This window comes from Marinobacter sp. MA (assembly GCF_048298425.1).
Lineage (GTDB): Bacteria > Pseudomonadota > Gammaproteobacteria > Pseudomonadales > Oleiphilaceae > Marinobacter > Marinobacter salsuginis.
On sequence record NZ_CP103058.1, the window covers coordinates 556,860 to 577,636 of the forward strand.

Genomic DNA, 20,777 nt, shown 5'->3' on the forward strand with positions numbered 1-20,777 from the left:
GAGTTCCTGTACCTTGGTGATCTATAGACTATGATTAATAGAATGGACTCGGTTGTTCACGCATAAATGGATCCTGCTTGATGACATTGCCACTGGAAACCATGAGGCCCGGACAGTTGCGCCTGTTGGTTCTGACACCAGATTATTCTGATTTTCTCTGGCTGAATGCTCTTCTGGCGGGCGACGTCGAAATCAGTGCGGACGCAACCTGGTGCCCGGATCTGGTGGATTGCGATGATCTGATCCGCAACGCCAGTTTTGATGTTATCGTCTGGGATTGCGTGTTCCACAGTGGGTCTGAGGCCTCCTTCCTGCAGTACCTGGCGGTCGCCAGCAATGAAAAGCCCGTACTGGCCCTGAGTGCCGAGCCTCCCGGGGAGCGGGCGCCCGAATTGCTTGCTGCCGGCGCCGCCGATTACCTTTGCCGCCAGAATCTGGACCACTGGAATTTCCGTCGGGCCCTGAAATGCCTCTGGTACCGCGATCAGTTATCCGAATCTGCCCACGGACAACTGGGCCGTGAGGTGGCCACCGGTTTCATCAATCGGGATCTGTTCTTCGATCGCCTTCAGCAGGCCTTGCTGCGGGCCGAGCGGGCAGGCCATCGGCTGGCTTTGCTGCACCTCAACATTGATGACTTCCGCAGCATCAACGAATCGTTTGGCTATCAAAAAAGTGACCAGTTGATGATGAAGCTGGCAGAACGGCTTCGTCATTCGCTGCGGCGCGTGGATTCGCTGATGCGAATCGGCGGCGACGAGCTCGCAATCATTGTCGAGAAGGTTGAGGACTCCCTGGATATCACCCAGATCATCCGCAAGGTGGTGAACGCCCTTGATGAGCCGGTTACCATAGACGGCCAGACGGTGGTGGTCATTGCCAGCCTTGGCGTAGCAACCTACCCGGAAGCCGGCGACACCGCCGAGAACCTGTTGCGTCGGGCCAACCGTGCCATGTTCGAAGCCAAGCGCGACCCGGGCACCAGCTACCGCTTCTACGACCGCCAATTGCACATTTCCGCCGGTTACCAGCTCCGCCTGGAAGCAGATCTTCGCAATGCTTTACGAGGCAAGGAGCTGGAGCTGTACTACCAGCCGAGGATCGACCTGGCCACAGAGGAAGTCCGGGGTGTGGAATGCCTGCTGCGCTGGAATCATCCGGAGCGGGGGCTGGTAGGGCCGGACGAATTCATTCCGGTGGCCGAGCGCAGCGGGCTGATCGTGCCCATCGGTTACTGGGTGATCGAACAGGCCTGCAAGCGTCTGCAGGAGTCGGCCGAGATGGGCTTCCCGGGCCTGGTGTTCGCCGTCAATCTGTCGTTCCGGCAGTTCCACGACCGCAAGATGACCGAGACCATTTTCCGCATCATCTTCAATGCCAACGTGGATACCAGCCTGCTGGAACTGGAGCTGACGGAGAGCGCCATGATGCACGATCCGGAGTACGCCCAGCGCTGCCTGCGGGAGTTGAATCAGCTGGGTATCAGTTTTGCCCTTGACGACTTTGGAACCGGTTTTTCCTCCCTGAGCAATCTTCAGCACTTGCCAATTTCCCTGGTGAAAATCGACAAGTCGTTTGTGCAGGAGCTGGGTAACTCGGCAGACGCTGAACACATCATCCGGGCCATCATTAGTCTGGCCCACAGTCTGCAGATCAGCGTGGTGGCCGAGGGTGTTGAAACCGAAGGCCAGTTGGAGTTCCTTCGCCAGCAGCATTGCGATGAAATCCAGGGCTATTACTACGCCCGGCCCATGCCCTGGGCCGATCTTGTGCAATTCCTGAACAAGCGGGGCCAGGCCGCTTGCCTGCAGCAGTAAGCCGCTGTACCTTTGCTGGTTTATTGGCAAAGCATCAGACAGAGGTTGCATGAACAGTATCTCCAGGCGCATCGCCGAGGAACTCGGTGTCCGCGAGCAGCAGGTTAATGCCACCGTCGAACTGCTCGACGAGGGCGCGACCGTTCCGTTTATCGCCCGCTACCGGAAAGAGATCACAGGCTCACTGGATGACAGCCAGCTGAGGAACCTGGAAGAACGTCTGCGCTATCTGCGGGAACTGGAAGACCGTCGTGCCACCATCCTCAAGAGCATCGAGGAGCAGGGGAAGCTGACCGACGAACTCAAGGCCACCATCCAGGAGGCCGACACCAAGAACCGTCTGGAAGATCTTTACCTGCCCTATAAGCCCAAGCGCCGGACCAAGGCCCAGATTGCCCGGGAGGCGGGTCTGGAACCGCTGGCTGATGCGCTCTACGACGATCCGACTCTGGATCCTGAAACGACGGCCCAGGGCTACCTGAATAAAGAAGCCGGTGTGGAAGACACCAAGGCCGCTCTGGATGGCGCGCGCTATATACTTATGGAGCGCTTTGCCGAGGATGCCGAGCTGTTGGGCAGCCTGCGGGACTTTATCTGGCAGGAAGGCCAGCTGAAAGTGACCGTGGTGGAAGGCAAGGAGAACGAGGGCGCCAAGTTCCGGGATTACTTCGATCATGTCGAGCCCCTGAAAAAGGTTCCGTCCCACCGCGCTCTGGCCATCCTTCGGGGCCGGAACGAAGGCGTTCTCGGCTACACCATCGTGGTCGGCGATACCGATGACGACCGCCGCGCACCCCATCCGGCCGAGCAGCGTATTGCCGCCCGCTGGAACATTCGTGACAACGGTCGCGCCGCCGATAAATGGCTTTCAGAAGTCGTTCGCTGGACCTGGCGGGTGAAGCTTTCCACACAGATTGAAACCGATCTCATGGCGCAGGTGCGAGAGGCCGCCGAAACCGAAGCCATCAACGTCTTTGCCGCTAACCTCAAGGATCTTCTGCTGCTGGCGCCGGCTGGCCCGCGCCCGACCCTTGGCCTGGACCCCGGGTTGCGTACCGGGGTGAAGGTGGCTGTTATTGATGGCACCGGCCAGGTGGCCGGCCACGGCGCCATTTTCCCCCACGCGCCACAGAACCAGTGGGACCGTTCCATCGAGCAACTCGCGGCCTGGTGTCGGGAGTACAAGATCGAGCTGGTGGCCATTGGCAACGGCACTGCTTCCCGGGAGACTGAGAAGCTGGTCGCCGATCTCAGCAAGCGTTATCCCGAATTGAAGCTGGCACGGATTGTGGTCAGTGAGTCCGGCGCGTCGGTTTACTCGGCGTCCGAGTTCGCCTCTAAAGAACTGCCTGATCTGGATGTCACCATCCGTGGCGCGGTATCCATTGCCCGCCGGTTGCAGGATCCGCTGGCAGAGCTGGTAAAAATCGAGCCCAAATCCATCGGGGTGGGGCAGTACCAGCACGATGTCTCCCAGGTGCAGCTGTCCCGCAGTCTCGACGCCGTGGTGGAAGACTGTGTAAACGGCGTGGGCGTGGACCTGAATACCGCCTCAGCGCCATTGCTGGCACGGGTCTCGGGCCTGAACCAGACCATCGCCCAGAACATCATCGAGTTCCGCAATCAGAACGGCATGTTCCGTAACCGGAAACAGCTGCTCAAGGTTACCCGGCTGGGTGGCCGCACGTTCGAGCAGGCGGCGGGCTTTCTGCGTATTGCCGGCGGCGAGAATCCCCTGGACCGGTCGTCGGTTCATCCCGAAGCCTATGGAGTGGTCGAGGCCATCGCGAAGAAGAATGGCCGCAAGGTGGACGATATTATCGGCGATTCTGCCTTCCTGCGTGGTCTGAATCCCCAGGATTACGTAACAGAACAGTTCGGTTTGCCGACTATCAAGGACATTATCTCGGAACTGGAGAAGCCGGGGCGGGATCCTCGCCCTGAATTCCGCTTTGCCAGCTTTGAGGAAGGGGTTGAGACCCTGAGTGATCTCAAGCCGGGCATGGTGTTGGAAGGCTCGGTGACCAACGTTACCAATTTTGGCGCGTTCGTGGACATTGGCGTGCACCAGGACGGACTCGTGCATATCTCCGCGCTGTCACACACGTTTGTCAAAGATCCGCGCGAAGTGGTCAAGGCCGGGGATATCGTCAAGGTCAAGGTGATGGATGTGGATATCCCGCGCAAACGAATTGCCCTGACCATGCGCATGGATGACCAGCCCGGCGAGAAGAACGAGGGCAAGCCAATGGCCTCCAATCGCTCTGGGGCCAGCCGTAAAGGCGGTAATCGGAACGCCAACAGTGGCGGTTCCGTTCAGAAATCCCCGCAGGGCGCCATGGCTGGCGCGCTGGCCCAGGCGCTTGCCTCGGCGCGCAAGGACAGCTGACGGGTTTACAATCTTTTCATCGGCCGGTTGTTCAGAAGAGCAAGCCGGCCGCAGCAGGAGTCGACCATGGCTGAATCCCGCCATTCCGTATTTCGTCAGTTCGCTGCCAGCGACTGGGATGGTTTTCTCAAGGGTGTCGAAAAAGAAGGGCTGCGGGTGGATCGCAATGGCTTCATCGCCCAGACCCCGCATCCCGAGGCCCTGGGGTCGGCGCTCACCCACCCGAGAATTACCACCGATTATTCCGAGGCCCTGCTGGAGCTGATCACGCCTGTGTTCAACAGCACCGGGGGTATGCTGAAGTCGCTGCGTGACATCCACACCTTCGTGCAGCAGAACCTCGGTGATGAGGTCTTCTGGGCAGCGAGCATGCCCTGTGAACTGGATGGCGATCCGAGTATCCCCATCGCCGAATACGGCAGTTCCAACATTGGCCAGCTCAAGCACGTTTACCGGCAGGGGCTGGCGGTAAGGTATGGGCGGATGATGCAGAGCATCGCCGGCGCCCACTACAACCTGTCGCTGCCAGACAGTTTCTGGCAGAAGTGGCAGGAGTTGCTGGGCAACGAACAAAGCCTGAAAGACTTCAAGTCAGACCAGTATTTCTGGCTCATCCGCAACTTCCGCCGCCGTAGCTGGCTGCTGATGTTGTTGTTCGGTGCCTCGCCAGCCCTGGATGCCAGCTTTGTTGCCGGCGTAAACCATGATCTCTCGCGATTTGACCAACGCACCTGGTACGGTGAGCACGCTACCTCCCTGCGAATGGGCGATCTGGGCTACCACAACAATGCCCAGGCCTCACTGAATATCTGTTTCAATGAACTGAGCACCTATACCCAGACTCTGGACCGTGCTATCCACACCACCTGGCCGGCCTATGAAGCCATCGGCACTCGCCGGGGCGATCAGTTCATCCAGATCAACACCAGTGTCCTGCAGATCGAAAACGAGTATTACAGCGCCGTGCGCCCCAAACGCACCACGCAGCGGGAAGAAAAACCCATCCAGGCCCTGGAAGCCCGGGGTGTGGAATATATCGAGGTACGGTGTCTGGACCTCGATCCTTTCTCACCGGTGGGCGTGAACGAGGCCCAGATCGATTTCCTCGATCTGTTCCTCCTTGATTGCCTGCTGTCAGACTCGCCCCGTATCGGCGATGAAGAGTGCGAGCGTCTTGATGACAATTACAAGGATGTGGTGGCCAGCGGCCGTTACCGGGAATTGAAGCTTTGCCGTGGTGGATCACGTACCCCGGTGGCAGACGCTGCTACCGACATTCTGGCACAACTGGAACCACTGGCCGAGTTGCTGGATAGCTGGCGGGGGGATGACACCTACCGTCGCGCACTGGCTGCCCAGCGCGAGACCTTGAGCGGTGAATGGACGGTACCCTCTGCCCGGGTTCTGGACGCCATGCGCTCCTCAGGCCTGGGCCACCGGGAGTGGGGCATGGAAATGGCCCAGCAGCATCAGCAAACCCTCAGGCAGGAAGGCCTGGATGCCAGTGTGCGCCAGGCCTTTGAGGCCATGACGGCGGAGTCTCTGGCCGAGCAGGCGCAGATGGAGCGTGCCGATACCCTGCCGTTCAGCGAGTTTCTGGAACAGTACCTGCGTTCCTGAGCAGTGAGTTGGTGCGCCGTCTCACAAGTCTGCGGACCTGACGCACAGAAACTGAACAAAGATTTGTCTCCTCCCGATCCGGCTGTTAATTTTTGTAACATCAGGATCGGGGGAAGCAGCTATGGCAAGGGATATCAAACTCGGCTGGGATGTGGAAGCGCTCAACAAGGCTTACCGTCAGGGCTACATGGCTGCGACCATGGGCATGGATAAAGCCCGCTGCCCCTATCGGGGTGAAGTTGTCATCGCCGCCTGGGAAGCCGGCTGGGACGATGCCGATCAGGTGGCCCGGGATGACCGGGACCAGGCAGACGATCTGTTTTCACGGATCGCCTGATTCACTGGCCGGGCCCGGCCTTACTTCTGCACCACGAATTCTGTAAACAGCACACCGGCTATGCTCTCGCCGGTTTGTTGTTCCTCCAATACCGCATTGATCCTCTGTTTGGCTTCTTCGCGCAACGCTTCCTGCCCTTCCATAGATGTAAGACGATCCGTATCGGTTTGTTCACCAAACAGCATGACCAGTTCGTGTCTCAACCGTGGCATATGCGCTTCCAGGGCGGGCCGTGCGCTGGTACTCCGGGCCCTTAGTGTCACCGCAGCTTTCAGGTAGGTTGGCTTGCTACCGGGAGTGCCAACGTGGGTCACGAACGGTGGATCCATGCTGATGTAATCGGTAACGCCGCTTTCCTCTTCAGCCACTTCCTCCTCGGTATTCTCCTCATCCTGGGAAACGGCGGGTAAGGGCATCATGGCAAACAACAGAAACAGAAGTGTCAGAACGGATTTTGGCTGGCGTGTCATAGGCTTGAAGTTGGTCGTGGTTTAGGGTTAAGTGACGAGAATAGCAGGCCCCGTGGCCGCTTGCAGTTTCAATTCACGATTCGAGGTGTTCTTTTGACCAGCAGATGGGTGTTCGGGCTTGTTTTCCTTGTTTGTGCCGCGCTTCTGGGTGTGGCGTTCTATATGGAGCATGTGATGGGCCTGGAGCCCTGCCCGCTATGCTGGTTGCAGCGCTTTGGCTTCATGGGTGCCGGTTTGGTTAGTTTCCTGGCCTTCCTCCAGGGGCCCACCGGGTTCGGTGTTCGCATTTATGGCTTTCTTCTGGTGCTGACTTCCGGAGCCGGGCTGGGTATCGCAGGGCGGCAATTGTGGCTGCAGAGTCTCCCGGCGGACCAGGTGCCTGCCTGTGGCCCTTCCGTTGACTACATGCTTGATGTCCTGCCCTGGTTTGAAGTCCTGTCTACCGCTCTCCGGGGTACCGGGGACTGTGCCGAGGTGGTATGGCGCTTCCTGGGGTTGAGTATCCCCGGCTGGACGGCTGTGTTTTTCTCACTGCTGGTCATCACTGGTCTGGTGTTGATGTTTCGCCGGCAAAAAGCCCGGGAATGGATTCGGGGCTGAAACGGTTGCGGGCGACCGCAGCCATGGGGTAACTTGATCCAAACCTAATAAAAATCAAAACCGACACAGAAGTACCGAAGACAAGCGGAGAACAGGCGTCATGTTGGAAAATTGCCGAAATGCCAGGGAGCGCTGGGGTGGCGTCAGCGAACTGATTGATCGCTGGCTCAAGGAGCGTCAGGAGCTGTTGGTGCATTACTGCGACCTGTCCGGGGAAAATGACTTCTCTCAGACAGAAGCGCTGAAAGAGAAGTTTGTGCGCCTGTGTGAAGTGTTGGTGGATTATGTCTCCACCGGCCACTTCGAAATTTATGAGCAGCTGGTCCGTGAAGCCAGGGAATTCAACGATGGTGGCCTCGAACTGGCTGCCAAAGTTTACCCCCGGATTGAGCAGACCACCGAGGTGGCCCTTAACTTCAACGACCGTCTGGATGGCCGGGACTTGTCGGAAGAAGATGTCAAAGAGTTGTTTGGCGAGCTGTCGAAGCTGGGTGAAACCCTGGAGACCCGGTTCGAGATGGAGGATTTCCTGATCGAGCACCTTCACAATGCCCATGCCGGCAAAGTAGCCTCTGCCTGAGAAATCTCGGAATCTAAAAAAGCCCCAGCCGGTCATGCCGGTCTGGGGCTTTTTTGTGGCAGGGCCAGAACTGACCGCTGCCAGTCCGGAACTTAGTCTCCTGAGCCCGGGTTGATCTCCAGCAGCTCGACATCGAATACCAGGGTTTCGTTGGGACCGATCGCCCGGTTGCCGCCCGGACCGTAAGCCAGATCTGATGGAATGTAGAGCTTGTAGCGGGCACCCTCGTTCATCAGCTGAAGACCCTCGGTCCAGCCGGGAATGACCTGGTTCAGGGCGAACGTAACTGGCTCACCACGCTCGCGGGAGCTGTCAAACACTTCGCCAGACAACAGTTCGCCGGTGTAGTGCACCTGAACCGTATCGGTCGCTGCGGGCTTTTCGCCGTCACCCTGTTCAAGGATCTCGTACTGGAGGCCGGACTCGGTGGTTTCCACGCCTTCACGCTCGGCATTTTCTGCCAGGAAGGCCTCACCCGCTTCAAGATTCTTCTGGGCCAGTTCTTCCATCTGCTTGCCCTGTTCTTCCTGCAGCTGCTGCTGATAGGTCATCAGAGCCTGCTGGATTTCCTCGCGGCTCATGCGCTTGGCTTCCTCGTCGCCGGCGTGGCCATGCTGGATGCCCTGAAGGAACTGGTCCATCTGCAGGTTCGGCAGGTCGTTGCCCATGCGCTCACCCAGAACCAGGCCCATGCCATAGCTGACCTTCTGGTCCGTTGAATCCAGTTTCGGTTGTTCCGGGGCTTCGGGCGGTGTGGAACAGCCGGCAACAAGGCCGGTCACTGCCAGTGCAAGGAGTGTTTTCTTCATTGCATTATCCTTTAACGTCGGTGCTCGGGGCGTGGCCCCGCGATGTGTTTATCAGAACGCAGAAGGTAACGGGTTCCGGCGCCAGATGCCACTGAACATGTGTTAAGAAACCGTACGCGTCAGCTCAGCTGCCGTTGGTTCCGGCGGCGGATGGTCCCAGAGAGAAAGGGGCGCTATAGGGGGATCGCCAGTCTGTTTCCGGCTCCGGGGATTGGAGGCGCGGGAAAGCCTTGTCGCGCCGCTCAATGGCGAGGGTGTTCCAGCGGCCCTGTTCCGGCGGCTGGTCAGCATAGTGCCAGTTGCCATCGGTGTCCTGCCATTTGAACACGATCTCGGGGCCCTCGGTGGGAATCGGTGAGGGTACCAGACCCTCGAAAGCAGGAATTTCCGGTTGTTCCTCTTCGGCCACTGGTTCGGAGACCTGCTCCGGATCGTTCAGGCCGAAGAAAATCAGCAATAACAGTAATCCGAGAGCCGGAAACGAGAGCCGTATTAGCCATTTCATGATCATGGCTGGTGGTCTCCCTTGGGAAAGTGGGCCAGGGTGTCGGCCAGTGTATTCAGCAGGAGCCTGGCACTGTCATCAACCGGTGATGTCGGTGCCGCCGCAACGAGATTGGATATGATCAGCGTGTCGCGTCCCTGCATGTCATTGTGTTCCGGGTTGTTGGTCATTAGCGTTCGCCAGCTCAAGGCCAGTTCGATCTGTTCGGCTTCAAGCTCCAGGCTGGCGATGCCGGTTCGGAGCTTCTGACAATTGTCGGCGTCTCGGGGCAGTGACTTCCTCGCCCTGCGCAGCGCACCGGTTACACGGTCGCGCCACTCTGTTACCGTAGCGTCCTCGACCCCGGTGAAGGCCCTTTCAGAGAGAGCCAGCCAGGCCGCACTGAGAATGCGCGTTACGCTCCAGCCCTGATCCTGAAGCGCCAGGCAGCTGGTCTGAACGTCCGGGTATTTCCAGAACGCCAATGCAAATCGCCAGAGCGGGTTCTCCGGCTCCAGGTCTTCCGGCAACTCAAGCGGCGATGTCGAAAAATCCGGGATGGTAGCCGAGCCGACCGACATAGGCGCTGTGCCTTCCCTGAACACTATACGTTGATAAAATGAAAACATGTTAACGATAACCGATCTCAGTTTACAACGGGGTGGCGTCTGGTTGCTAGAATCCGTCGACCTCACCGTGCAGCCCGGACAGCGTGTCGCGATCGTCGGTGCCAATGGTGCCGGCAAGTCCAGTCTTTTCCAGCTCTTGCTGGGCCAGTTGGCCCCGGAGCAGGGAACAGTCTCACTGCCCGGTGGTTGCCGCATTGCCCACATGGCACAGGAAGTCGAGGCAACCGACCGGAGTGCCCGGGATTTTGTCCTGGATGGCGATCTGGATCTGCGCCGCCTGGAAGCCGAGCTTGCCAGGGCGGAAACGGCCGGGGATGACCATGCCATTGCCCGCATACACGGAGAGCTCGATGTGCACGAGGCCTGGTCTGCAGCACGCCGGGCGGAGGCGTTGCTGCGTGGGTTGGGCTTCTCTGACGAGGACGCCGACCGACCGGTGTCGGCATTTTCCGGTGGCTGGCGGATCCGGTTGAATCTGGCGCAGGCCCTGATGCGGCCGTCCGATCTGTTGCTTCTGGATGAGCCTACCAACCACCTGGATCTTGATGCCTGCCTGTGGCTGGAGAACTGGCTGCGTCGCTACCCCGGCACCTTGCTGTTCATCTCTCACGACCGTGATTTCATGGATCGGGTTGCCACCCATGTGGTGCATTTCGATCGGCGCAAGCTGGAGTTGTATACGGGTAATTACTCAGCCTTTGAAGGCCAGCGCAGTGAACGTCTTGCCCAGCAGCAGGCCGGTTTCGAACGCCAACAGGCCAGAATTGCCGAAATCCAGCGTTTCATAGACCGGTTCAAGGCCAAGGCCACCAAGGCCCGCCAGGCTCAGAGCCGGGTCAAGGCGCTGGAGCGGATGGAGCGCATCGCCCCAGCTCATATTGATTCGCCCTTCAGCTTCGAGTTTCCAGTGGCGGAAAAGGTCTCCAACCCGCTGTTGTCGATACGCAATGGCAAGGCCGGCCACGGTAATACCCCGGTCCTCGATGGTATCAATCTGACCTTGTTGCCCGGCAGCCGGATTGGCCTGCTGGGTCCCAATGGCGCCGGCAAATCCACGTTGATGGATGCGCTTCGGGGTGAGGGTACCTTGTTATCCGGGGATCGCACCTGTGGCGAACATCTGGCCATTGGTTACTTTGCCCAGCATCAGCTGGAGTCGCTGGATCTTGATGCCAGCCCTTTCCTGCACCTGCAGCGGCTGTCGCCAAAGGCGTCAGAGCAGAGTATCCGGAACTTTCTTGGCGGTTTCGATTTCCATGGCGATGAGGCCCTGAGTGCCATCCGCTCGTTCTCCGGCGGTGAAAAGGCCAGGGTGGCGCTGGCTGTGATTGCCTGGCAGAAACCGAACCTCCTCCTGCTTGACGAACCGACCAACCACCTGGATCTGGAAATGCGCCAGGCCCTGACCATGGCGCTGCAGAACTTTGAAGGCGCCATTGTGGTGGTTTCACACGATCGCCATTTGCTGAGAAACACGGTGGACGAGTTCTGGCTGGTCAATGATGGCCGGGTGACCGAATACCAGGGCGATCTGGAGGACTATGAGCGCTGGTTGGCGGACCGCCGGAAAGACGACACCGAAGCACCGAAACGAATACCTGCCGGTCAGCAGACTGCCGAGGAGGCCTCCGAGGCAGTGGGGGCAGTGGGAGAGAGCGCCGAGGATCGAAAGGCCCGCAAGCGGGCAGAGGCGGCCCTGCGCCAGAAACTGAGTCCCTATCGCAAGAAGCAGGGTGCCCTGGAAAAGGAAATGGAGCAGCTTCAGCAAACGCTGTCGGCTCTGGAGGAGCAACTGTCCGATCCGGCTCTGTATGACGACGGCGGCAAGGCGCGCCTGAAAGAGCTGCTGGGCGAGCAGGCCAATGCAACCGCACGCCTGGAAGAAGTGGAGGCCCAGTGGCTTGAAGTCAGTGAAGAGGTGGAATCCCTGGAGGCGGAGCTGGCTGGCTGAATGCCGTCAGCCGCCGTTCAGCTCCAGGACAAAATCCTGTTTGGCAAGGTAGTCTCGCTCGTTCTCCAGGTCGGCCAGGGTCAGTGGCCTGTCGTCGAGCCAGCCCTCCGGAAACTCCAGCACCAGCTTGTCCTTGTGAGCGGTCAGGGTAAAGGCCGGAGGTAGTTCCATATTGCGCGGGTGTTGGATCAGAACGGCCAGACGGACCAATACGCACAGGTAGCGCAGCCTTGCGATGTCTTCCGGGTCCAGGCCTTCGAAGATAGCCGAAGCGAACTTGCGTCGGTGGCCACGCACCAGGGTGGCCAGATCCCGCTGGAACTGTTGGGTGAAACCGGGCAGGTCCGAGTAGCGCAACAGGTAGGCGCCGTGCTTGTGATACTGGCTGTGGGAGATGGTCAACCCGATTTCATGCAGGCGGCAGGCCCAGCGCAGGACCTCTTCATCGGCCGCCGTGTTCAGCCCCCAGGCGTCGGCCACCTGCTGCCAGGCGGCGACGGCGGTTTCCTCAACGGCGGCACCGTGTTCCTGGTCCACATGGTAACGCTCCTGTAGCGCGGATATGGTCCGCTCCCGGACGTCCTCATGCTGGATGCGCCCGACAATGTCGTAGAGCAGGCCTTCCCGCAGTGCTCCGTCGGCGAACGCCATATCCCGGATGCCAAGAGACTGGAATGCCCCCATCAGTATGGCAAATCCCGCCGGGAAAATGCTCTGGCGGTCCGAGCGTACACCCAGGTCTCCCAGTTTTTCCGTCTTACCCATATCCACCAGCCGCTTGCGAAGCTCCTGCATGGCCGCGAGCGTAATGGTGCCGTCAGTGATTTTCAGGGTCGCCAGGACGCTGGCAATGGCCTTGATCGAACCGGACGAGCCCACCGCACTCTGCCAGCCCACCGAACGGTAGTGCTGTCGGATGTTGAGCAGCTCCTGTTCGGCATGGGTCACGGCCTTGTCCATCTGCCGCTTGGTGATCTTTCCGTCCGGGAAGTACCGGTTGCGGAATGACACGCAGCCCATGTGCAGGCTTTCAAGCTCCTGGGGTTCGAACCGTTGCCCGATGATGAATTCGGTGCTGCCACCGCCAATGTCGATCACCAGTCGGCGGCCGATATCGTCAGACAGTGTGTGGGAAACGCCCAGGTAAATCAGGCGTGCTTCTTCGCGACCGGCAATGATCTCCACCGGATAACCGAGGACCTCTTCGGCCCGGGTCATGAACTGATGGGCGTTTCGGGCGACGCGAAGCGCGTTGGTACCCACAATCTGTACCGCCTCCGGTGGCATGCCCTTGAGCCGTTGTGCGAAGCGTCCGAGGCACGCCAGGGCTCGCTCCTGAGCCTCTTCCGTGAGCCGGTTGTACTGATCCAGCCCGGCCCCGAGCTGAACCTTTTCACCCATCTTTTCGAGGGTCCGGATTTCCCCATGCACTAGTCGGGCAACCACCATGTGGAAGCTGTTCGAGCCCATGTCGATGGCTGCCAGTACCTCGGGTGAGGCGGCAGCGTTTTCGGCGGTGGATGCGGCCGTCACGTGGTCGGAATCCTTTTAAGGTGAACGTGCGAGGTACTATAAGCGAAATCCCTCAGGGCTGTCAGTAACCGGAAAACCGCGTATTTGACCAGGGTCAGGCGCGGATCGTTTCTTACCGCTTCACATCCGGCTGATCAATCGCGTAAAGTATGTCTTACCGTGATTTGGGTGAAAGGCTGCTTGCAACACCGGGCGGCCTTCAACGACAGTCAACAGCACCTGTGCCCCGGTATGGTTATCCCGGAAGAAAATACCGTTGTGCAGCAGTAGTGCATGAATCAGGAAAAGGTAATGAGCGGAAATATCGTAAATGTAACCGACGCTTCTTTTGAGCAGGATGTACTACAGTCAGACGTTCCCGTACTGGTGGACTACTGGGCTGAGTGGTGCGGTCCCTGCAAGATGATTGCGCCGGTGCTTGAAGAGATTGCCGACGAATACGACGGCAAACTGAAAGTCTGCAAGCTCAACATTGACGAAAACGAGCAGACCCCGCCGAAGTTCAACATCCGCGGTATCCCTACTCTGATGCTGTTCAAGAACGGCAATGTGGACGCCACCAAAGTCGGCGCCCTTTCCAAGTCCCAGCTGGCGGCCTTCCTGGACAGCAATCTCTGATTGCCGTCGGGTCACCAGAAAACCGCCCCTGAGCCAAGGCTCACGGGCGGTTTTTTTATGGCACTTACTCCCAGTCCCGGGATCGCGCCAAATCCGAGTCTTTCTGTTCCACCCAGTGTTCTCCGCCTGAAGTAATCTCTTTTTTCCAGAACGGCGCTGATGTTTTCAGGGCGTCCATGATGAACTGGCAGGCTGCGAACGCGTCCCCGCGGTGAGCGCTGCACACGCCGACAAAGACAATCTGGTCGCACAACGCCAGTCGCCCCACCCGGTGGATCACGCGGGCCTTGCGCACGTCCCAGCGTTTCGAGGCGTCATCGATAAGCCCCTGAATGACCTGTTCGGTCATGCCGGGGTAGTGCTCAAGATAGAGCCCCGTGACGCCCTGCAGGTCACCTCTGTCGCGAACCAGGCCGGTAAAGGTGGCAATGGCACCGGTGCCGGCACCGCTGTCACGGAGCGCGGCGTATTCGGCGGCTACATCAAAATCCTCAGACTGGACCGAAATCATCTCAACCTCCGGTTACCGGCGGGAAGAAGGCCAGTTCATCACCGGGTTTGACCTCAGAGCCCGGCTTCGCCATGGCCTGGTTGATCGCAATCATCACCGGCTGGTCGCCCTGTAACTGGCTCCAGGCCCCGCCCTGATTCGCCAGCGCTGCCAGCACATCGCCGGCTGTCAGGCCCGGCCTGGCTTCGATGGCCAACTGTTCAGTTTTCAGTTCCTCGCGCAGGCGGGCAAAAAAACGCACCGTAATCGTGTTATCACTCATGCTCAGCTCAACAGTTCCGCAAACGAATAGTAGGTTAGCAGGTCGCCGGGGTTCACCGTGGTGTTTTCGGGCACTACGGCCAGACCATCTGCCCAGCAGGTAGAGCTCAGGATACCGGAGCTCTGATTGGGGAAGGCGGCAACCACAGGCTCCGATCCCCGGATTTCTTTCCGGGCCCGGACAAACTCCCGGCGCACCGACGGCGACGAGACGGAAAAGTCTGCCGGTATCCGCTCGCCCGAGAGAGGTTTGGGGCTGCGGCCCTGGCGTTTCCGTATGTAGGGCATGCCCACCATCAGGAAAGTGACCAGCACAGATCCGGGATTGCCGGGCAACCCAAGTACGGGCGTGCCGCCGATCGCACCAAAAGCCACGGGTTTGCCGGGCTTGATCGCCATCTTCCAGAGTGACAGGCCGCCGGATTCCTCCAGCACCGCGCGCACATGGTCTTCTTCACCAACGGACACGCCCCCACTGGTGATGATCAGATCGGCCGACTCCGCCGCACGCAGCAGCGTTTCCCGGGTCGCCTCGCGTTTGTCTTTCAGGGTCTCGCACAACACCACCTCGCAGCCGGCCTCGGCAAGCAGTCCCATCAGGGTGAAGCGGTTACTGTTGTAGATCTGTCCCGGCCCGAGGGGCGTTCCGGGGTCTACAAGCTCGTCGCCGGTGGACAGAATGGCGACTCTCAGCCGCGCCAGAACATCGACCCGGCCAACGCCCATGGAGGCCAGCAGACCCATCTCATTGGGGCGCACCTTTGTACCTTTTGCCAGCGCAAGGTCTCCTCGTGCCAGATCCTGGCCTCGGCGACGTATATTCTGGCCCTCTTCCACCTCCGCCTGCACAACGATGCCGGCATCGGTCACCTCGACCCGTTCCTGCATCACCACCGAGTCTGCCCCTTCGGGAATCTCCGAACCGGTGAAAATTCGCGCGGCGGTGCCGGGTGCAAGGGCGGTTGGCGCTGCACCAGCCGGAATCCGTGCCGACACGGGTACGGGTTGGTCGCCACTCAGGTCCTGCTTGCGCAAGGCGTAGCCGTCCACGGCACTGTTGTCCGCCGGCGGAACGTCCGCTGGAACATAGTGGTTTTCTGCAAGTACCCGGCCCAGGGCATCGGCCAGGGCGACGGTTTCAGTTTGCGCAACCACCGGCGCTTTCGACAACAGGTGTTCCAGGGCATCTTCCAGGGGCGTGAGGTTTGGGTTGGCCATCAAATCTGAGCTCCGGTCGGTATGTCTTCTCGCCTCAGCGCTTGGCGCGCTGTCCAATCACTTCGTTGAGTCGCTCCATGGGCTTCTCGGGTTTGCGCGACACGAGCCCGGAAAAATTGCACGGTGTGTGACGGCTGTCCAGTTGACTGAGAAGAATGCCTTCCCAGCCGGTGCGGCAGGCACCGGTCGAGCCGGGCAGGCAGAAAATAACCGTATGATTAGCCATTCCCGCCATCGCCCGCGATTGCACGGTAGAAGATCCGATCTCGGCGGCAGAGAGACGACGGAATTCCTCGCCAAAGCCTTCGACGGTTTTGTCCAGCAATGGCCTGACGGCCTCCGGCGTACTGTCCCGTTCAAGCAGGCCGGTGCCACCGGTAATGATCACCACATGCACCTGGGAATCGGCGATCCAGTTCGATATCAATGCCCGCACCAGATACACATCGTCAGGCAGGATTCGGCGCGCCACCAGGTTGTGGCCGGTCTCGACCACGCTGTCCTCCAGAAACTGCCCGGAGGTGTCCTGTTCAGGCCCACGAGTATCGGACACGGTCAGCAGGGCAATGTTAAGGGGTTTCATCTCGGTGCTGGGTACACTGCTCATGGAAGGGCTCCAGATTCATTGAAAAGTGGTTATACGCCAGTATCGCCATCACAGCCTTTCAATGGAAGGGAGTAACCCATCAGGGGGAGGCGCCAAAGGCCTGTTGTGGCCGGTTTGGCGTGAAATTGCCGTTAATTTGTGCAGTGCACTTGACATTCGCCAGTCAGGTGGCCGATGATCGCTCTTGCCCGGCGAACGGTTGTTCCCACTCTCTGGCTAAAGTACCTTATTCCGGACTCCATCTACACCGGTTGCTCCAACTGGCCAGCACCAAGTTCAGCGTTTTACTACGATCAATACGTTCAGGGGCACCCCTGTCATTCCAATATTCGTTTACTTCCATTCCTGAAAATCCAACAAACTATGAATCTTACTGAACTCAAGCAGAAATCCGTGCCCGAATTGCTCGATATTGCGCAAGAGATGGGCCTCGATAACCTGGCTCGTTCGCGCAAACAGGATGTGATCTTCACCATTCTGAAGAAGCACGCAAAAAGCGGCGAAGACATCTACGGCGACGGCGTACTGGAAATTCTGCAGGACGGCTTCGGCTTCCTCCGTTCCGCCGATGCCTCCTACCTGGCAGGACCTGACGACATCTACGTGTCTCCGAGCCAGATCCGCCGTTTCAACCTGCGCACAGGCGATACGGTTGCCGGCAAGATTCGCCCGCCCAAAGACGGCGAGCGCTATTTTGCCTTGCTGAAGGTCAGCGAGATCAATTTCGACAAGCCGGACAACGCCCGCAGCAAGATTCTCTTCGAGAACCTCACGCCGCTGTTTCCGGACGAGCGCCTGAAGCTCGAGGCCGGTAATGGCAGCACCGAGGACCTCTCCTCCCGAGTACTGGATCTGGTGGCGCCGATCGGTAAAGGCCAGCGCGGCCTGATCGTGTCTCCGCCCAAGGCCGGTAAGACGCTGCTGATGCAGAGCATCGCCCAGTCCATCACACGCAACAACCCCGAGTGCCACGTGATGGTGCTGCTGATTGATGAGCGGCCCGAGGAAGTGACCGAGATGCAGCGCACCGTGCGCGGCGAAGTCATCGCCTCCACCTTCGACGAGCCGCCGGCCCGTCACGTTCAGGTGGCCGAAATGGTGATTGAAAAAGCCAAGCGTCTGGTCGAGCACAAGAAAGACGTGGTCATCCTGCTGGATTCCATCACCCGCCTGGCTCGTGCCTACAACACGGTAATCCCGTCATCTGGCAAGGTCCTGACCGGTGGTGTTGACGCCCACGCCCTGGAAAAGCCCAAGCGCTTCTTCGGTGCGGCCCGTAACGTAGAGGAAGGCGGAAGTCTGACTATTCTCGCCACGGCGCTGGTCAACACCGGTTCCAAGATGGACGAGGTGATCTACGAGGAGTTCAAGGGCACCGGCAACATGGAGATCCACCTGGATCGCAAGATTGCCGAGAAGCGGACTTATCCGGCTATCAACATCCGCAGCTCCGGCACCCGCCGCGAGGATTTGCTTATGAGCGAGGCGGATATCCAGCGGGTCTGGATCCTGCGCAAGCTCCTGCACTCCATGGACGACGACACCGCGGCCATCGAGTTCCTGCTGGACAAGCTCAAGGACACCAAGACCAACGACGAGTTCTTCCAGTCCATGAAGCGTCGTTGATGTCTCCCCTGTCAGAGCGCCTTGCGAATAACTGGTGATCTGCTGAACGAGATGGGGACCTGCTTTCCCAGACTGTGTCTTGCCATGGATGGCAAGACCAAGCCCCCAGGGATGGGTTCACGGCGTGTCTGGGAAAGCAGGTCCCCACCTTGTTCTAACTCCGAAAAAGCAGTCCAGCGAACAAAGACCTCCGTAGTACTGGCATATCTGAACGGAGTACCTGATGAAATACAACGACCTGCGAGACTTCATTGACCAGTTGGAGAAGCTGGGCGAGCTGAAACGGATCAGCGTTGAGGTCGATCCCCACCTGGAAATGACCGAAATCTGCGACCGCACCCTGCGGGCAGGTGGTCCTGCGTTGTTGTTTGAGAATCCCAAGGGCTATGACATGCCGGTGCTGGCCAACCTGTTCGGAACACCGAAACGGGTGGCGCTGGGCATGGGGCAGGATAACGTCACAGCACTTCGGGATATCGGTAAGCTGCTGGCGTTTCTCAAGGAACCGGATCCTCCCAAGGGTTTCCGCGATGCCATCGAAAAATTGCCGCTGTTCCGGCAGGTGATGCGCATGAGTCCGAAGGTGCTGCGGTCTGCGCCCTGTCAGGACGTGGTGATCGAGAAAGACCAGGTGGACCTGTACCAGATTCCGGTTCAGCACTGTTGGCCCGGCGATGCCGGCCCCCTTGTGACCTGGCCACTGGTGATTACCCGTGGGCCCCATAAAGAACGCCAGAATCTGGGCATCTATCGGCAGCAGGTCATCGGCCGCAACCGTCTGATCATGCGCTGGCTGAGCCATCGCGGCGGCGCCCTGGATTTCCAGGAATTCCAGAAGGCCAATCCGGGGCAGCCCTATCCGGTTGCCGTGGCCCTCGGGGCCGACCCGGCGACCATTCTGGGCGCGGTAACTCCGGTGCCCGATACTCTGTCAGAGTATGCGTTTGCCGGGCTGCTTCGCGGCAGCCGGACTGAACTGGTGAAGGCAGGACTGAGCGATCTGCAGGTGCCAGCCAGCGCGGAGATTGTGCTGGAAGGTTTCATCTATCCGGACGACATGGCGCCGGAAGGGCCGTTTGGCGATCACACCGGTTATTACAACGAAGTGGACCACTTCCCGGTATTCACCGTAGAACGGGTCACCCATCGCAGGGATCCGATCTATCACAGCACCTATACCGGTCGCCCGCCGGATGAGCCGGCAATTCTCGGGGTGGCTCTGAACGAGGTGTTTATTCCGATTCTGCAGAAGCAGTTCCCGGAAATCGTGGATTTTTACCTGCCACCGGAGGGCTGTTCCTACCGTCTTGCAGTGGTGACCATGAAGAAACAGTACCCCGGCCATGCCAAACGGGTGATGATGGGCGTATGGTCGTTCCTGAGGCAGTTCATGTACACCAAGTTTGTGATTGTCACAGATGACGATGTGGATGCCCGTAACTGGGAAGACGTGATTTGGGCGATTACCACCCGGATGGATCCCACCCGTGATACCACCCTGGTGGACAACACGCCCATCGATTACCTGGATTTTGCCTCGCCGGTCTCCGGCCTGGGTTCCAAGATGGGGATGGATGCCACCAACAAGTGGCCCGGTGAGACAACCCGTGAATGGGGTGAGCCCATCACCATGACGGATGACGTCAAAAAGCGCGTCGATGAGTTGTGGGATACCCTGGGCATTGAAAGTCCGGCATCCCGCCCCGACTGATATGGGCAGTGAACACAGGGCAGTGCGGATTTTGCCCTCTGGTATCGCTTTCACCGCAGCACCGGAGGCAGATTTGCTCAGCGCTGCCGCGCAGGCTGGCATTGCAGTGCCGGCGGCCTGCCGCAATGGGGTATGTGAAATCTGCGAGGCCCGATTGCTGGCCGGCAGCGTACTGAATACCCGAAACCAACAGATTATAGAGGTCGGCGAGCGCTTGATGATGTGCCGAAGCGTCGCGCTCACGGACCTGGAACTGGAGATATCCGCCGTTATGGCAGCTGGAAACAATCAGCCTGGCAAGTTTCAGGCAAAGGTCGTGGACGTACGTTCCATCAGTCACGATGTCTATCGCGTTGAGCTGCAGCTCCCGCGGCGTCGGGAACTGTCGTTTCACGCCGGGCAGTATCTGTCGGTCAATCTACCGGATGCCGACCCCTGCTACTTTTCCATCGCCAGCAGCCCATCGGCCCAGAACATCGAATTGCACATTCAGGCGACCCCGGAGTGGGTGTCGGCACAGAAAGTCATTGATGCCCTGACGTCAGGCGGTGAAGTGACGGTGGAACTCCCCCACGGCAAGGCATGCCTGGCTTCGGCGCCAACGAAACCTTTGCTGCTGGTGGCCGCGGGTACCGGTTTTGCCCAGATGAAAAGCCTGGTGGATTACCTGCGGGAAACGTCCTACGATCAGCCGGTCAAGCTCTACTGGGGAGTGCGCCGGCACGAGGATATGTACCTTCGCGCCCTGGCACAGCAGTGGCAGGAGGAGTGGCCCCGTTTCACGTTCCTGCCGGTGGTAGGGGACGATGAAGACAACGATTGGGCAGGCCATCACGACCAGCTGGTTCGGGCTGTTCTGGCTTCCGGAATGGACTGGAACAATGTGGAAGTGCATGCCAGCGGTTCGCCCACCATGGTGTACACCCTGATGGATGCGCTGGTGGAGGCGGGTCTGCCTGAAGAGGCGTTCTTCTCTGACGTGCTGGAATACGCGCCAAGGACCTGA

20 protein-coding genes are annotated in these 20,777 nt (G+C 59.3%); 11 read left to right on the top strand and 9 right to left on the bottom strand.

From position 1 onward, the window contains the following. Positions 1-80: 80 nt before the first annotated feature. From NUW46_RS02515 to rmf, 4 genes are all read left to right on the top strand, one after another. On the top strand, positions 81-1,817 hold the full coding sequence (locus NUW46_RS02515; RefSeq protein WP_418141312.1) for an EAL domain-containing protein: 1,737 nt from the start codon (positions 81-83) through the stop codon (positions 1,815-1,817). Between the two features lie 49 nt (positions 1,818-1,866). Continuing rightward, the gene (locus NUW46_RS02520; RefSeq protein ID WP_418141313.1) at positions 1,867-4,206 is read left to right on the top strand and encodes a Tex family protein; all 2,340 of its coding nucleotides are present in this window, start codon (positions 1,867-1,869) and stop codon (positions 4,204-4,206) included. A gap of 66 nt (positions 4,207-4,272) precedes the next feature. After that, positions 4,273-5,826 carry a glutamate--cysteine ligase gene (gshA, locus tag NUW46_RS02525; RefSeq protein WP_153634838.1) on the top strand — a complete coding sequence of 518 codons (1,554 nt, stop codon included), beginning with the start codon at positions 4,273-4,275 and terminating at the stop codon, positions 5,824-5,826. A 121-nt stretch (positions 5,827-5,947) separates the two neighbouring features. Then, a complete protein-coding gene (gene rmf / locus NUW46_RS02530) occupies positions 5,948-6,163 on the top strand; it encodes a ribosome modulation factor (RefSeq protein ID WP_069184711.1) in 216 nt (71 codons plus the stop codon). A gap of 20 nt (positions 6,164-6,183) precedes the next feature. Here rmf and NUW46_RS02535 read toward each other — a convergent pair whose 3' ends face one another. Continuing rightward, positions 6,184-6,633, bottom strand: coding sequence for a flagellar basal body-associated FliL family protein (locus tag NUW46_RS02535; protein ID WP_069184712.1), 450 nt, complete (start codon positions 6,631-6,633; stop codon positions 6,184-6,186). Between the two features lie 93 nt (positions 6,634-6,726). Here NUW46_RS02535 and NUW46_RS02540 point away from each other — a divergent pair, with 93 nt between their 5' ends. Continuing rightward, a complete protein-coding gene (locus NUW46_RS02540) occupies positions 6,727-7,233 on the top strand; it encodes a disulfide bond formation protein B (RefSeq protein WP_194839004.1) in 507 nt (168 codons plus the stop codon). 100 nt (positions 7,234-7,333) lie between these two features. Further along, complete coding sequence (locus tag NUW46_RS02545; RefSeq protein WP_069184714.1) at positions 7,334-7,813, top strand: Rsd/AlgQ family anti-sigma factor; 480 nt, start codon at positions 7,334-7,336, stop codon at positions 7,811-7,813. Between the two features lie 92 nt (positions 7,814-7,905). On the opposite strand, the gene NUW46_RS02550 is transcribed toward NUW46_RS02545, so the two are convergent. The 3 genes from NUW46_RS02550 to NUW46_RS02560 all read right to left on the bottom strand — a co-directional run bounded on the left by NUW46_RS02550 (position 7,906) and on the right by NUW46_RS02560 (position 9,687). Further along, positions 7,906-8,622 (bottom strand): FKBP-type peptidyl-prolyl cis-trans isomerase, encoded by a 717-nt coding sequence (locus NUW46_RS02550; protein ID WP_136630855.1) that lies wholly within the window; start codon positions 8,620-8,622, stop codon positions 7,906-7,908. 124 nt (positions 8,623-8,746) lie between these two features. Beyond that, on the bottom strand, positions 8,747-9,133 hold the full coding sequence (locus NUW46_RS02555) for a DUF4124 domain-containing protein (RefSeq protein ID WP_069184716.1): 387 nt from the start codon (positions 9,131-9,133) through the stop codon (positions 8,747-8,749). Beyond that, positions 9,130-9,687, bottom strand: coding sequence for a TIGR02444 family protein (locus NUW46_RS02560; RefSeq protein ID WP_153634842.1), 558 nt, complete (start codon positions 9,685-9,687; stop codon positions 9,130-9,132). The genes NUW46_RS02555 and NUW46_RS02560 overlap by 4 nt, the downstream gene beginning before the upstream one ends. Positions 9,688-9,733: 46 nt before the next feature. On the opposite strand from NUW46_RS02560, the gene NUW46_RS02565 reads away from it, so the two are divergent. After that, complete coding sequence (locus NUW46_RS02565) at positions 9,734-11,686, top strand: ATP-binding cassette domain-containing protein (protein WP_305965685.1); 1,953 nt, start codon at positions 9,734-9,736, stop codon at positions 11,684-11,686. Positions 11,687-11,692: 6 nt separating this feature from the next. Here NUW46_RS02565 and ppx read toward each other — a convergent pair whose 3' ends face one another. Continuing rightward, entirely contained in the window at positions 11,693-13,219 is a 1,527-nt protein-coding gene (gene ppx / locus NUW46_RS02570) for an exopolyphosphatase (protein WP_305965686.1), read from the bottom strand. Between the two features lie 291 nt (positions 13,220-13,510). Between ppx and trxA the strand changes: the two genes are divergently transcribed. Further along, positions 13,511-13,837 carry a thioredoxin TrxA gene (trxA, locus tag NUW46_RS02575; RefSeq protein WP_008169901.1) on the top strand — a complete coding sequence of 109 codons (327 nt, stop codon included), beginning with the start codon at positions 13,511-13,513 and terminating at the stop codon, positions 13,835-13,837. A 64-nt stretch (positions 13,838-13,901) separates the two neighbouring features. On the opposite strand, the gene NUW46_RS02580 is transcribed toward trxA, so the two are convergent. From NUW46_RS02580 to moaB, 4 genes are read right to left on the bottom strand one after another with little or no spacing between them, the layout of a single operon-like run. After that, complete coding sequence (locus NUW46_RS02580; protein ID WP_418141314.1) at positions 13,902-14,348, bottom strand: molybdenum cofactor biosynthesis protein MoaE; 447 nt, start codon at positions 14,346-14,348, stop codon at positions 13,902-13,904. 1 nt (position 14,349) lies between these two features. Next, on the bottom strand, positions 14,350-14,610 hold the full coding sequence (locus NUW46_RS02585) for a MoaD/ThiS family protein (protein ID WP_418141315.1): 261 nt from the start codon (positions 14,608-14,610) through the stop codon (positions 14,350-14,352). 2 nt (positions 14,611-14,612) lie between these two features. Next, positions 14,613-15,827, bottom strand: a complete 1,215-nt coding sequence (gene glp / locus NUW46_RS02590) for a gephyrin-like molybdotransferase Glp (protein ID WP_418141316.1) — start codon at positions 15,825-15,827, stop codon at positions 14,613-14,615. Between the two features lie 34 nt (positions 15,828-15,861). Beyond that, entirely contained in the window at positions 15,862-16,434 is a 573-nt protein-coding gene (gene moaB, locus NUW46_RS02595) for a molybdenum cofactor biosynthesis protein B (protein WP_418141317.1), read from the bottom strand. Between the two features lie 363 nt (positions 16,435-16,797). On the opposite strand from moaB, the gene rho reads away from it, so the two are divergent. From rho to NUW46_RS02610, 3 genes are all read left to right on the top strand, one after another. Further along, positions 16,798-18,060, top strand: a complete 1,263-nt coding sequence (rho, locus tag NUW46_RS02600) for a transcription termination factor Rho (protein WP_069184724.1) — start codon at positions 16,798-16,800, stop codon at positions 18,058-18,060. A 223-nt stretch (positions 18,061-18,283) separates the two neighbouring features. Then, entirely contained in the window at positions 18,284-19,771 is a 1,488-nt protein-coding gene (gene ubiD / locus NUW46_RS02605; RefSeq protein ID WP_291905725.1) for a 4-hydroxy-3-polyprenylbenzoate decarboxylase, read from the top strand. 1 nt (position 19,772) lies between these two features. Further along, a complete protein-coding gene (locus NUW46_RS02610; RefSeq protein WP_418141318.1) occupies positions 19,773-20,777 on the top strand; it encodes a 2Fe-2S iron-sulfur cluster-binding protein in 1,005 nt (334 codons plus the stop codon).